General features: G+C 65.2%; 13 protein-coding genes. 4 read left to right on the top strand and 9 right to left on the bottom strand.

Translation table 11 applies throughout. The features are described from left to right. Positions 1-179: 179 nt before the first annotated feature. The 4 genes from ABIB78_RS19700 to ABIB78_RS19685 form a co-directional block, all read right to left on the bottom strand. A complete protein-coding gene (locus tag ABIB78_RS19700) occupies positions 180-512 on the bottom strand; it encodes a hypothetical protein (RefSeq protein WP_429027558.1) in 333 nt (110 codons plus the stop codon). 1035 nt (positions 513-1547) lie between these two features. After that, a complete protein-coding gene (locus ABIB78_RS19695; RefSeq protein WP_429027556.1) occupies positions 1548-3572 on the bottom strand; it encodes a pyrroloquinoline quinone-dependent dehydrogenase in 2025 nt (674 codons plus the stop codon). Positions 3573-3644: 72 nt separating this feature from the next. After that, a complete protein-coding gene (locus ABIB78_RS19690) occupies positions 3645-5090 on the bottom strand; it encodes a caspase family protein (protein WP_429027554.1) in 1446 nt (481 codons plus the stop codon). 130 nt (positions 5091-5220) lie between these two features. Then, complete coding sequence (locus ABIB78_RS19685) at positions 5221-5451, bottom strand: hypothetical protein (RefSeq protein ID WP_429027552.1); 231 nt, start codon at positions 5449-5451, stop codon at positions 5221-5223. Positions 5452-5631: 180 nt separating this feature from the next. On the opposite strand from ABIB78_RS19685, the gene ABIB78_RS19680 reads away from it, so the two are divergent. After that, positions 5632-6063 carry a hypothetical protein gene (locus tag ABIB78_RS19680; protein WP_429027551.1) on the top strand — a complete coding sequence of 144 codons (432 nt, stop codon included), beginning with the start codon at positions 5632-5634 and terminating at the stop codon, positions 6061-6063. Between the two features lie 191 nt (positions 6064-6254). On the opposite strand, the gene ABIB78_RS19675 is transcribed toward ABIB78_RS19680, so the two are convergent. Further along, positions 6255-7004, bottom strand: coding sequence for an SDR family NAD(P)-dependent oxidoreductase (locus ABIB78_RS19675; protein ID WP_429027977.1), 750 nt, complete (start codon positions 7002-7004; stop codon positions 6255-6257). Between the two features lie 326 nt (positions 7005-7330). On the opposite strand from ABIB78_RS19675, the gene ABIB78_RS19670 reads away from it, so the two are divergent. Next, complete coding sequence (locus ABIB78_RS19670) at positions 7331-8515, top strand: GNAT family N-acetyltransferase (protein ID WP_429027548.1); 1185 nt, start codon at positions 7331-7333, stop codon at positions 8513-8515. Positions 8516-8814: 299 nt separating this feature from the next. On the opposite strand, the gene ABIB78_RS19665 is transcribed toward ABIB78_RS19670, so the two are convergent. The 3 genes from ABIB78_RS19665 to ABIB78_RS19655 all read right to left on the bottom strand — a co-directional run bounded on the left by ABIB78_RS19665 (position 8815) and on the right by ABIB78_RS19655 (position 11091). Then, positions 8815-9453, bottom strand: a complete 639-nt coding sequence (locus ABIB78_RS19665; protein ID WP_429027546.1) for an NIPSNAP family protein — start codon at positions 9451-9453, stop codon at positions 8815-8817. Positions 9454-9538: 85 nt separating this feature from the next. Then, positions 9539-10204 (bottom strand): DsbA family oxidoreductase, encoded by a 666-nt coding sequence (locus ABIB78_RS19660; protein ID WP_429027543.1) that lies wholly within the window; start codon positions 10202-10204, stop codon positions 9539-9541. Positions 10205-10266: 62 nt separating this feature from the next. Continuing rightward, positions 10267-11091 carry a helix-turn-helix domain-containing protein gene (locus ABIB78_RS19655; protein ID WP_429027540.1) on the bottom strand — a complete coding sequence of 275 codons (825 nt, stop codon included), beginning with the start codon at positions 11089-11091 and terminating at the stop codon, positions 10267-10269. A 94-nt stretch (positions 11092-11185) separates the two neighbouring features. Here ABIB78_RS19655 and ABIB78_RS19650 point away from each other — a divergent pair, with 94 nt between their 5' ends. Beyond that, positions 11186-11410, top strand: a complete 225-nt coding sequence (locus ABIB78_RS19650) for a hypothetical protein (RefSeq protein ID WP_429027537.1) — start codon at positions 11186-11188, stop codon at positions 11408-11410. A 30-nt stretch (positions 11411-11440) separates the two neighbouring features. Further along, on the top strand, positions 11441-11839 hold the full coding sequence (locus tag ABIB78_RS19645) for a hypothetical protein (protein ID WP_429027535.1): 399 nt from the start codon (positions 11441-11443) through the stop codon (positions 11837-11839). A 148-nt stretch (positions 11840-11987) separates the two neighbouring features. On the opposite strand, the gene ABIB78_RS19640 is transcribed toward ABIB78_RS19645, so the two are convergent. Next, a complete protein-coding gene (locus tag ABIB78_RS19640; RefSeq protein ID WP_429027532.1) occupies positions 11988-12464 on the bottom strand; it encodes a group III truncated hemoglobin in 477 nt (158 codons plus the stop codon). Between the last annotated feature and the right edge of the window lie 77 nt (positions 12465-12541).

Below are 12541 nucleotides of genomic sequence, written 5' to 3'. Positions count from 1 at the left end.
TCCTGGATGTGAAACTTTGTCCTCATCCACTGTTATCGTCGCCCGGCTCGCCGCCTCCGCTAAAGCTTCGGCGTGCCAGGCACTTGTGGCCTCGTCGAAGCCTTAGCGGAGACGGGACCGGGCGGCCCAGTACGCCGCGGCCTATCGGCTCAAGCCACGACCGTCTCTGGAATACTGGATCACCCGCATGCGCGGTTGATGACACTGAGCAAGCTGCGTAGACGAGGAGCTTCCGCGGCAAGCGTCTCGAAGGACGAGGCCACCAGCCCGGCCTCATGGTTCGCCTGGCGATTCGAAGCATCGTACAGAGACGCGCGTTCCGCGCTCCTCACCATGAGGGGTTCGGGCCAATCACGCTGCAGGATTGACTTGCCGAGCACGGCCTCGGCGGTATTGACGATGCCGCGATCTTCTTCATCGCAATCTCCATCGGCAAGTATTTTGAAATCAACAGGAAGCCCGGCGCTTCCGCTCGCGCGTCGTAAACGAAGCACCGCGGCGAACGCAAGCATGGCACCGCACAGACCGTCCCGCACGTCGTTTCGATGCGCGGATTGAGAATTCGTGCTTCTGATTTATGATGGCGCAGCGCTAAAACGTGATGAGAACAGGGCGTGTACTCAAAATCCAGTGTATGCGGGCGGGGATAGCGAGGTCCATGTCGCCCTCAAAAGCCGACATCGGCGATGCTTTGGGGAATGTCCGGCCAGGGCCAAAAGCAGCCTTTCCGTTTTCCTGAACGTGTCATCCCCCTCGCCGAAGGGCCTTCCAAGCCAGAAGAGCGGCTACGAGAGCTGAAATGGCGCAAAAGGCAATAATCCCCAATGTACGGACATCGGGGCGTGGCTCATTGATCCACACTAGCGCCGCAAGGCAGAGGAACGCCGGGACCGCGCAAGCTTGTGTAGCGATATATTGTCTCCGCAATGGCAGCGGCGCACGGGGACTCCAGATGAATTCATCGACCTCAAATCTACGAGATAAGGTATCCAACGGCTCCTGAGGATACGACTTCGCCAGCTCTGCCATCACGGACATGAAACCCCATCCGGCAATGCCGAGGAGTGCGATGGCAAGCATGCACAAAATGCGCGACATTTCACGTCCATAGCATCTGCAACATCAGCCGGAATAGTCCGGTTCGGGTCAAATGCGGCGGTCGAGGATCGTTGATGAGAAGTCCGGACTGCACCCACTACCGGACCAGTCGGAGGCGGCGAAGTTGGTCCACAAGGTGACATCCCCGTGGTCTGCGCCGCGTGTCGCATTTCCTCTCGGAAGCGATATCCCAGATTTTATGAGTCCACGCCCAGATCCAATTGCATCTGCAAAGAACCTGCGCTCCCTCTCCGGTTGCGGGGGGATGCAGGAATGCCGCCAAGCCGATTCAGCCTGACTTCATCGCGCTTGCACCATTTCGGAATAGTCGAAATATGCCCCTGATTTGCCCGACGTGTCAAGTTGCTCTTCGAACGCCGGCAGCCGCCGGCTCCTTTGCATGGGGTTGTTTTCGATATTTTGGCGGCGCGCACCTGCGGCAGGAGCACCTAAGCGGATCGCGAGCGGCGGCTCCGCCGCCAGCGCCACAACAGCGCAACGAGGGCGACGAGCACGAGACCGCCAGCGACCGCCTTGACGGTCAGCCGCCCGCCAGGACGATCGATCAGGCGCGACCACAGCGAAACACCTTCGCCCTGGCGCGGCAGGCGGAAGGCCACCACACTGTCGCCGATCGATGTGCCGGCTTCGGAATGGCCGCCGGCGCCGATCACGACATACTGCTCGCCCTTCCAGAGATAGGTGATCGGATTGGCGACGCCCGGCACCGGAAGCCGGCCGAGCCACAATTGTTTGCCCGACCTGGCATCAAACGCGCGCAGATAGGCATCCATCGCGCCGGTGAACACCAGTCCGCCCGCGGTGATCGCGACGCCATTGACCAGCGGGGTGCCGGTATTGAGCGCGATGCCGAGCGGCGCGAGATCCTCGCTGGTGCCGACCGACGAATGCCAGAGGATCTTGCCGGCCTTGAGATCGACCGCCACTGTCTCGCCCCAAGGCGGCTTGTTGCAGAGCGTACCGAGCGGCGACTTCGCCACCACCCGCGACATTGCAAACGGCGCGCCTTCCTGCCGGCCGAAATCATGGCCGGGCGGCGGATTGAAGCCGTTGGCCTGGTCGCGCGGAATCAGCGTCACGATCTGCACGGCGTGGCTGACATTGGCGACGAGGACCTGGCTGACCGGGTCGAACGCCGCGCTGCCCCAGTTCACGCCGCCGCCGGTCATCGGATAGATCGCGGTGCCTTGGGTCGATGGCGGCGTGTACAGCCCCTCGTTGCGCGATTGCCCGAGCAACGTCTCGCAGGCAGCACGCTCGAAGCCCGGCATCAAGCCGAACGCATCATCGGCGGTGATCCGCTGCGTCAGCAGCGGCGGCACATGGGTTGGGAACGGCTGCGTCGGCGATAGTTGCTCGCCCTCGGCGCCGTTCTGCGGCACGGCGCGCTCCTCCACCGGCCACACCGGCTTGCCGGTGTCGCGGTCGAGCACGAACACGAAACCCTGCTTGGTCGGCTGGATCACGACGTCGCGCAAGCCCGAACCGGTATCGATCCGCGCCAGCGTCGGCTGCGCCGGGAGGTCGTAGTCCCAGACGTCGTGATGCACGGTCTGGAATGCCCATGCGAGCTCGCCGGTCTCGATCCGTAGCGCGACGACGGAATTGGCATGCTCGTCATTGCCGGGACGCTTGCCGCCCCAGAAGTCGGGACTGGGGGATGTCGTCGGCAGGAACACCAGGCCCCGCTCCTCGTCCACCGACATCGGCGCCCAGACGTTGCTGTGGCCGGCCTCGACCCCGTCATGCACGAGCGGATCGAACGTCCAGCGCGGCTGGCCGGTCCGTGCATCGAAGGCGCGCACCGCGCCGACGGGCGCATCGACCCGCCGGTTGTCGCCGAACGCGGAGCCGACCACGACGACACCGCGGCCTGTCACCGGTGCCGATGTGATCTGAAACTCGCCCGGCCATTCCAGCTTCATCCCGGCATCGATCTTGATCTCGCCAGCGTTGCCGAAATCGGCGCAGGGCTTGCCGGTCCCGGCATCGAGCGCGATCAGGCGCGTGTCATTGGTGCCGGTGAAGATGCGTGACTTGCAGGCAGCTCCTTCAGCGGCACGATCATCGGTCCAGTGCGCGACGCCGCGGCAGACGAAGCGATTGGCCGGCCGCTGCGCCATGCTGATCCTCGGATCGAAGCGCCATTTCTGCGCGCCGGTGCCGGGATCGAGCGCGATCACTTCGTTGAACGGCGTGCAGAAGATCAGGCTGTCCTCGACGAACAGCGGCGTCACTTCAAGCTTGGTGCGCTTCATGACCTCGGGCGGGCGGACGTCGAGGTCGCCGGTGCGGAATTCCCAGCCACGCACCAGCGTGCCGACATTGTCAGGCGTGATCTGCGTCAGCGGCGAGAAGCGTGTACCGCCGCGGTCCCCGCCCCAATACTCCCAGGCGAGCGCGGGCTGTACGCACAGCACCAACGCGGCGAGCAGGCGAAACAGGGACCGCATTGCGTCCTCCCGCAAGATGCGATCATCAAACGCCGCATCTCATGCGGGAGAAGCCTTTACGCGATCGGCGCGTCAGTATCCACCCCTGCGATAGCCGCCGCCATAATTGCCGCGATAACCATCGCCGCCGCCGCCGATGCCAATCCCGATTCCGATCGGCGGCCCGACAGGCTCGTAGGCCACGGCCGGAGGCGGCCGGCGCACCACCACCACGTCGTCCTCGACCACGACGCGTGGCGGACGCTTGCCCGCGCGCCGCGGCGGATCGGGATCGGCGCGCTTATCGACACGCTTCTTGGCCGGCACATCGGCCTTCTGCAGCGGCGGCGGCGCGGCGTTGCAGGGACAGATCGGCGCCGCCAGCGCGACATTGGTCGCGGGGACGCTGACCGCGGCGGCCGGCGTCGGATCGGGACGGTAGCGCAGCCGCTCGATCATCTTGCGCGCGGTGGCTGTAAGGTCGGTGTCAGGATATTGCGCGAGGAAGCCGCGATAGGCCGCCGCCGTGTTGACGAGAATGGCATTGTTCCACGCCAGCATGCGGCGATGCCGGTCGAGCCAGTCACGCGCCTGCAGGCCGCGCGGCGTGCCGGCGAAGATCGCGGCGAAGGCTTCATAGGATTCGTCGGTGCCGTCGACCACCATCAGTTCGTTTGCAGCCTCGATCGGCTTGCCCTGCAATTCGCGCTTCCATTCGTCGACGGTGCGCTTGGCCGCGGCCGCGGTCGGCGTGGCCGCAGGCGACGCCGCCGCACCTGCCACGAAGCGGAAGTCGTCGGTGAGCGACGAGGAGTCCCACGGCGTCTGGCGGCCGTCGGTCGCCTTGTTCACCGCAAGGCGAACGCGCTTGAACGTGTCCTCGATCGGGATGCCCGGCTGCTTCGCCGAAGCCAGCAGCGCGGTCGTATAGGGGCTGTTGGCGCCGCTGCCGTCCTCGGCTTCCGCACCCGGTGAGGTCGAGAACGACACGAAGGTGCCGGGCGCGCCGACCCTGGCGTCGACGATGGCAAGCCCGTGCCCCGCGGTCTTGCTGAGCTCCGGGAAGGGATTGTTGCGGCAGGCATCGAGCAGCACGATGCGCATCCGACTCGGCACCGAGGTCAGCGTGTTCAGAATGTCGTTGAGGCGAACCGCCTGGATCGGGATGTCGGCCTCACGCTTCGGATCGACATCGACCGGCACCAGATAGTTCTCGCCGTCGATCTGCAGGCCGTGCCCGGCATAGAACACCAGCGCGACGGTGTCGGCGCCCTTCGCCGCCACCTGGCCGGCGAAGTCGCTGATCCGTGCGCGCATCTCGTCCTGCGACAGATCCGATGCCGACGTCACCGCAAATCCGGCATCAGTCAGCATCTGTGACACCGCCCTGGCGTCGTTGGCCGGGTTTGGCAGCGCTGGCACCGACTTGTAGGCGGACTGCCCGATCACCAGCGCCAGCCGGTTTTCCGCCAATGCCGGCACGGCGCCAAGCAGGATCGCGGCCGGAACGATCAGGCTGAGCAGCGAACGGCGAAGCATGGCGGCCTCCGACATTGACAACGGAGATGGGTCGAACGCCGTCAGGCGAAGGTTCATGCCGTGCGGCAATGTGCTGCCGCCGCCCCCGGTTCTGCTGTCGAATCGTCGCAGGGCCCCCCGGGGGCAACTACTACTTCGGTTTCTTGGCCGGATCGGCGGCCGGCTTGGTGACGCCCCAGGGATCGTATTTCTCCTTGGGCTCGGGGATACGGTCGAGCGCAGCCTTGTAGGCCTTCTCGTCGACCTTGGGCTTCTGCTCAGTCTTTTTGTCGTCGCCCCCGCCGCCGCCTCGCCGGCCCTGGGCCAGGGTCGGTGTCGCGATCAGCGCCAGAATGACGGCAGCAACCGTGAAGCTTTTCATGTCGGTCTCTCTCCCCCGCAGCCGTGGAAACATCCGGCAATACCTCTACCCCAAGATAACTTGTCGCTCGACATTTGTTGATCGACAAAGCGCCGCGCAATGCGAATTCAGCGCCACCAGGGGGGCGCAATCTTGGCGGCGGCACATTAAATTCGCTCAATGGGACAGGGACAGGTACATGTGGCGGCGCTGCTGGCCGGCGCCGCCTTTATGCTGAGCGGCTGCGGGCTGGCGGACAGCCACGCGGTGTGGCCGGAGGCGTTGAAGGTAAGGGCCTCCGAGCCCACACCACTCGAGACGCCTCCGGACGTCAAACGGCTGGTCGCGGGCAAGCTCGATTCGGTGTTCACCGCCGGATCGCAACCAACCCATGTGCGGGTATCCGCCCCGCTGCACGACCCGCGGGGCACCGGCTGGACGGCCTGCGTGCGGGCCGAACTGACATCGGTGATCGGCAAGCCGCTCGGGACGCAGACCTATCGCGTCTTCATCAATGAAGGCGCGATCTTCGATCGCCGGCAGGTGGAGGCCGACGACAACTGCGTGACCGAGACTTACGAGCCGGTCGAGAGCTCCGTTCAGGCCGAAGCGCAACGAAACTCCAAACCCTAGCGTTTGACCCGTTGTCCCGGCGCGAACCCGGCCAAGCCTATATCGGGTACTTGATCAGGTTCTGAAACACGAGCGCTGCCCGCGCCTGGATCAGGCGGGTGAGCGTTGCGCCCACCAGCCCCGTGCCGATGATGGCATATGTCATGCTGACTCCATTGGCGATCGTTGCAGGAAATCCGTTGGCGCCTTGGTCAGACGTTGCTGACGCCGCCATCGACGACCATGTCCGAGCCGGTCATGAACGAGCTTTCGTCCGAAGCGAGGAAGACGGCTGCCGCCGCCAACTCCTCCGGACGCCCGATCCTCAGCATCGGCGTGTAGTTGGAGTACATCTTGCGGATCGCGGCGGCTTCCTCGGGCGTCGCCGCCTGGGAGTCCATGATTGGCGTGTCGACGGGCCCTGGGCTGAGGAGGTTTGCGCGGATGCCGCTGTCCTTGAATTCGGCCGCCCAGGTCCGGACGTACGAACGCACCGCCGCCTTGGTGGCCGCATAGGTCGAGTGGTTCGCCAGCCCCATATAGTGCATGGCCGAGGACACCAGGATGATCGATCCTCCGCCACCCATCATCGGCAGCATCTTCTGCACCAGGAACAAGGGCCCCTTGGCCATCAAGTTGAACGTGCGGTCGTAGTGCTCCTCCGTGATGTCGCGGAGCGGCACCTGCTCGGTGAAGCCGGCGTTGGACACGACCACGTCCACCCTGCCGCTCGTTTTTCGAACCGTCCCGGCGACGCGGTCGAGGTCTTCAAGGCTGGACGCGTCCGCCTGGATCGCGGTGACGTCGCCGCCAATGAGCTTCACCGCCCGGTCGAGGGCATCCTGGCGCCGGCCGAAGATGAACACATGCGCGCCCTCCTTCACGAAGCGCTGCGCGACGGCGAGCCCGATGCCGCTGTTGCCGCCGCTGATCACGGCAACCTTGCCTTCCAATCTCGACATGTCAGTTCCTTTGATTTGCGCACCCGGATCGTCCGGGGACCTTGCAGGTATGCGCGCCTGCTTTGGCCGCTCAGTGCGGAAGCACGCACACCGGTGGTGCAGAAATGATCCGGGCAGCGAGCGGTCCGGACGGGCGTATTTTTCGCCCCAAAGCAACTTGCTGGCGTCAAAGCTCAGCCGCGCCATCGCGGTCGCATGCTGAACGACCCGTTAACATGACCGCTCAAATTGCCCGATGGCCTCAACGGCATTTTCCATCTCTTTCCACTAGCGTCGCCCGTGACGAACGCAGGCCGATCAGCCTCGCGGACCGGGGAAACAGGGACGTGGCCGATATTGCAGACCAGGCAATGATCCGCCGTGCATCGCGCAAGGATACCACGGACGATCGCGCGTTGCCGCCGCTGTCGGCCGCGCCGGTTGGCGCATGGCGCGGCCTCGCCGAGCGCGCGATCGAGGCCAACGGCTACTACCAGCCCGACTGGGAATTGGCGGTCGATGCTTCCGCACGCGGCCGCACCGATGCGTCGCTGCTCAGCGCCGCCGGCGATGCCGGGCAATTGATCGGGCTGTTGCCGGTCATTCCGATGCGGCGGATTTATCGGATCCCGCTGCCCGCGCTGGTCGGCGCCGAACCCTACGGTACGCTGTGCACGCCGCTGCTTGACCGCGACGCCGCCGAGCAAGCGGCCGGCAAGATGTTGCAGCAGGCGCGCGACGCAGGCGCGCATGCGCTGATCCTGCGCACCATGTCGCTCGATGGCCCGGCCATGGCGGCGATCCGCGCGGTGCTCGCGCGCGATGGATTGCAGCCGCGTGTGCTGAGTGCTTATCAGCGCGCGCAACTCGATGCGACGCGCGATGCCGACGAATTGCTGCACGATGCGCTCGGGCCTAAGAAGCTGAAGGAGCTGCGCCGTCAGCGCCATCGCCTCTCCGACCACGGCGCGGTGCGCTTCGACGTCGCGCGCACGCCGCGCGCGGTCGCCACGGCGCTCGAAATCTTCCTTGCCCTCGAAGCCGGCGGCTGGAAGGGCAAGCGCGGCACAGCGCTCAGCCAGCATGCCGGTGACGCGACCTTCATCCGCCGCGCGACATTGGCGATGGCCGAGACCGGCCGCTGCGAGATCATTACGCTGCATGCCGGCGGCACAGCGATCGCGGGCGGCATCGTGGTGCGCCACCAGGATCGTGCATTCTTCTTCAAGATCGGCATCGACGAGCGTTTTGCGAAGCATTCGCCCGGGGCACAATTGACGCTGGAGTTGACGCGCCATCTCTGCGCCGATCCCGCGATCACCTCAGCCGATTCCACCGCGGCGCCCGGCCACCCCATGATCGACCCGATCTGGCGCGGCCGGTTTTCGATCGGCGACGTGCTGCTGCCGCTGCGGCGCCGCGATCCGCTGGTCGCCGCTATTCATGCCGCGCTCACCCTGAACAATCTCGCCTACGAAGCCGCGCGCGACGCCGTCCGCTTCATCCGCAGCCGGCGCGGCAAGCCCGGATAGCACGGTCTAGCTTGCGCGAGCCCACGCGCCTGCGCATTGACCGCCTGGAGCACCGGCGCATCGCGGTGACCTCATGCACCGCGGCCGACGGTTTACCCTTTCGTAGCCATGCAGACACATCAGGAAACAACCGGTCCCACCGTCAGGTTCGTGTCAGCTGGCCCGACTAGCGTTGCGGCGCGCTGTTTCTCAGGCGGCGCGTGCCCTTGCTTGGAAAGCCTCATCCGATGGACCCATCGGGTGAGGCTTTCTGCCGGCATTCTCGACAGGATGGCCGCGACGGCGCGACTATGGTCCCTTCACTGCAACGGCGAGTGCGGTGCCGGCAGCATGATGGTCGAGTGCATCTCCTCGAGTAGCTGCGTGCCCTTGCTCAGAAATTCCAGCCAGGCCGGATCCTTCATGGCGTTGCCGCGCGCCGCGGCGCGGGCGTTGAGATCGGGATAGGCCCAGATGTGGCAGACCTCATTGGGCTGGCCGGCTTCGGTGGTCCAGAGGCCGACGATCTTTGAATATTTCTCGCGCTCCGGCAGCACGCCGGTGACCAGATCGAGCCATTGCTTGACGCCGCCGACCGGTTTGGCGCGATAATTCCGGAATTCGTAGATGTTGCCTGACGTCGCCGGCGCCACCGGCGCAATCACCGCATTGAGCAGCCGCACCTCCTGGCGGACCAGCAGCGGACGGATCAGGGGAATGTACTCGCCGGTCCAGCGCGGATTTTTCGCAAGCTCGGCGCGCAGCCGGGTCCGCTCATTGAGATCGGCGTAGCTCCACATGTGCATGACCTGATTGAGCGGACCGATCTCGGTGATCCAGTAGCCTTCCAGCTTGCCGAAATTGTCGGCGCGGATATCGCGCGAGATCGTGCTCGCCGCCTTCACCATCTCGCCAACGGCTCCCGGACGTACCGTGTAGGTGCGCAGCTCATAGATCATGGTTGTCTCCCTGATTGTTTCCAATGGATTGCGTGGACAAACGAAAAAGCCCGGCGTGAGCCGGGCTTTTGAAAAGGATCGCGGACTACTGCGCCGCCTGCGCGTTGATCTCGACCGAGACCTCGCGGATGGCGCGGGCGAGCTGCTCGGCAGGCTGGGCGCCGGACACGGCGTATTTCTGCGCGAACACGAAGGTCGGCACGCCGGAAATGCCCTTCTCGGCGGCCTCCTGGGCCTGCGCCGAAACCAGAGCTACGTCGTCGTCAGTGGCAAGGCGCTTGCGCACATCGTCGGCGTCGAGTCCGACATCGGCTGCCGCCTGCACCAGCACGCTGGTGTCGGTGAGATCGCCACCGTCGCGGAAATACAACTCCATCAGCCGCTGCTTCATCTCGGCTGCCTTGCCCCTGGCCTCGGCCCAATGGATCAGGCGGTGACAGTCGATCGTGTTCGGCTGGCGCTTGACGAGCTCGGGATGGTAGGTGAGCCCCTCCTCGTTGGCAGCTGCGACCACGCGGCCGGCAATGCCCTTGTAGGCGTCGACCGAGCCGAACTTGGCCGTCAGATATTCCTCGCGGCTGATGCCCTCGCGCGGCACCCAATTGTTGAGGAAGAACGGCCGCCAGTGCACCTCGACTGGCACGTCGGGCACCAGCTTAAGCGCATCCTCGATGCGATGCTTGCCGATATAGCACCAGGGGCAAACGACGTCGGAAACGATATCGAGGCGAAGCGGCTTCAGATCGCTCATGGCGGGGCTCCCGGCGGAGTTGGAACCCCAAAAGTAGGCCGAAAGCGCCCCGAGACAAGCCGCTATTTCATACTGGCTGCCATCTGCCGCATTCGCTCGGCGGTCAGCTCATCGGCCGGGAAGAAGGTCTCCAGCGCCAGTTCCTGCAGCGTGATATCGACCGGCGTGCCGAACACCATGGTGGTCGAGATGAAGCTCAGGATCTCGCCGTTGAGGCGGAGCTTGAACGGGAGCGCGACGTTGTTGTCGGGGGCGAGCGGCGCCGAGCGCGCCGGGATCGGGTAGGACTTCAGGTCCTGATACAGCTTCAAGAGCTCCGGATCGGCGGTCGCCTCGCACTGGCGGTGCAGCCGCTCGAGCAGATGCGCGGCCCATTCGGGCAGATTGACGGTGCGTGGCGCCAGGCCCTCGGGGTGGAAGGCAAGCCGCAGGATGTTGAAGGGCTGGCCGAGCAGGCGCTGCGGCACGCCCTCGAGCAAGGGCGCCACCATGCGGTTGGCGGAAACCAGGTTGTAGTGCCGGTCATAGGCCAGCGCTGGATGCGGCTCATGCGCCTTCAGCACCAGGTTGATCGCCTCGCGCGCCGATTTCAGCGCGGGATCCTCCAGCGAGCGTTGCGGGAATGCGGGTGCGAAACCCGCGGCGACCAGCAGCACGTTGCGTTCGCGTAGGGGCACGTCGAGGCGCTCCGCCAGTTTGAGGACCATGTCGCGCGACGGCGCCGAGCGGCCGGTCTCGACGAAGCTCAAATGCCGCGCCGAGATCTCGGCATCGACGGCAAGGTCGAGCTGGCTGAGATGACGGCGCTGCCGCCACTCGCGCAGGTACTCGCCGATCAGGACGGGTTTTGCGGGCTCGGCCCGCGCCATGGATGCATGTGCGTTCATGGTGGAAAACCTACCACGCGAAATTCGCCCGTTCCATTACGCCTGAGGTAATCGAATTGGCGCGCAGGGCGGCTCATCTTCCACGGCACAGGAGATGACCATGCTGATGCTGTCCCTCATCCGCGCCTTCGCCGTCCTGATCCCGTGGCTGGTCCATCTGGCCACTTGGCTGATCGCGCGCTCGCTCAACATGCCCCAGCCGATCGTGCACGCGACCAGCGTGTTCGTGTTCGCGCAGGTCTATGCGGTCGAGATGAGGGTCGGCAAGGCGCTGTGCCCGTTCCGCCTGTGGCGTCAGCTGCGGTCCCTGATGCGCTGAAAACCCATCCCAACCCGAGGAGACCCTGCCATGATCCATTCGTCCCAGCTGCTGCGCCGCGCCCTGCTTGCCGATGCCGTGTTCAGCGGCGTATCCGCGGTCGCGATGGTGCTCGACACCGGTGCGCTGGCCTCGCTGCTCGGCCTGCCGGAAGCGCTGCTGCGCGAGACCGGACTGTTCCTGATCGCCTACACCGCGCTGGTCGGCTGGCTCGGCGCGCGAACCTCGCTGCCGAAAGGCCCCGTGATCCTGGTGGTGGCCGGCAACGCGGCCTGGACGCTCGCCAGCATCGCGCTGCTGCTCTCGGGCGCTGTGTCGCCGAACCTGCTCGGGACCAGCGTGATCCTCGCTCAGGCGATCGCCACCGGCGTCTTCGCCGAGCTGCAATATGTCGGGTTGCGCCGGAGCGGCGAGGCAGTTGCAGCGTAGCAACAGCCAACACAACGCCGCCATACCCCGCGTATGCGGGGTATCCAGTACGCCGCGGCCTATCGGATCAATCCTTGACGTCTCTGGAATACTGGATCGCCCGCATTCGCGGGCGATGACAGTTGAGGCTCAACGCTGAAGGTTGCTCTCAGGTGCGCATTTGCGCACCTGGAAATGACGAGGCATCCCGCCTGTAACGCTCGCCGACCGCCAGCATGACGCCCTGCCCGCTGGCGACGCCCATTTCGAGGCTGGCGGCAATGCGCCGCGCGCGCTCGATGAAATGAACCGCGGCAACGGGCGGGCACAGTTCATGCGCGGTCGCCTCGAACAGTTCGAGCCAGCGGTCGAAATGCGCGGCATCGATCGGCAGTGGCACATGCTTGACCATCGGCGTGCCGTGATAGCGCCCCGTCATCAGCACGACCGACGACCAGAACGCGCACATCTGGGCCAGATGCGGCTCCCAATTGGTGATCCTGGCCTCGAACACCGACCCGATCATCGGGTCCCTGCGGACCTTTGCGTAGAAGCTGTGCACCAGTTGCTCGATCATGGCCTCGGTGATGCCGGTCCGTTCGATGATGCTGGCCGTGATTTGCTCGCGGCGCTCCGCCTCCGCCATTGCGGATCTCCATAATATGCATTTTAAATACCTATTTAGGCCGCTATAGCCGGTTCTGCCAAGTTCTCAATGCGAGG

The organism is Bradyrhizobium sp. I1.14.4 (assembly GCF_050435825.1).
In the GTDB taxonomy this organism is placed as follows: Bacteria; Pseudomonadota; Alphaproteobacteria; order Rhizobiales; family Xanthobacteraceae; genus Bradyrhizobium.
This window is presented reverse-complemented; position numbering and strand designations above follow the sequence as displayed.

Coding starts and splice junctions, on each gene's coding strand:
- ABIB78_RS19700 (WP_429027558.1), bottom strand. CDS start 512: ATGCTTGCGTTCGCCGCGGTGCTTCGTTTACGACGCGCGAGCGGAAGC.
- ABIB78_RS19695 (WP_429027556.1), bottom strand. CDS start 3,572: ATGCGGTCCCTGTTTCGCCTGCTCGCCGCGTTGGTGCTGTGCGTACAG.
- ABIB78_RS19690 (WP_429027554.1), bottom strand. CDS start 5,090: ATGCTTCGCCGTTCGCTGCTCAGCCTGATCGTTCCGGCCGCGATCCTG.
- ABIB78_RS19685 (WP_429027552.1), bottom strand. CDS start 5,451: ATGAAAAGCTTCACGGTTGCTGCCGTCATTCTGGCGCTGATCGCGACA.
- ABIB78_RS19675 (WP_429027977.1), bottom strand. CDS start 7,004: ATGTCGAGATTGGAAGGCAAGGTTGCCGTGATCAGCGGCGGCAACAGC.
- ABIB78_RS19665 (WP_429027546.1), bottom strand. CDS start 9,453: ATGATCTATGAGCTGCGCACCTACACGGTACGTCCGGGAGCCGTTGGC.
- ABIB78_RS19660 (WP_429027543.1), bottom strand. CDS start 10,204: ATGAGCGATCTGAAGCCGCTTCGCCTCGATATCGTTTCCGACGTCGTT.
- ABIB78_RS19655 (WP_429027540.1), bottom strand. CDS start 11,091: ATGAACGCACATGCATCCATGGCGCGGGCCGAGCCCGCAAAACCCGTC.
- ABIB78_RS19650 (WP_429027537.1), top strand. CDS start 11,186: ATGACCATGCTGATGCTGTCCCTCATCCGCGCCTTCGCCGTCCTGATC.
- ABIB78_RS19645 (WP_429027535.1), top strand. CDS start 11,441: ATGATCCATTCGTCCCAGCTGCTGCGCCGCGCCCTGCTTGCCGATGCC.
- ABIB78_RS19640 (WP_429027532.1), bottom strand. CDS start 12,464: ATGGCGGAGGCGGAGCGCCGCGAGCAAATCACGGCCAGCATCATCGAA.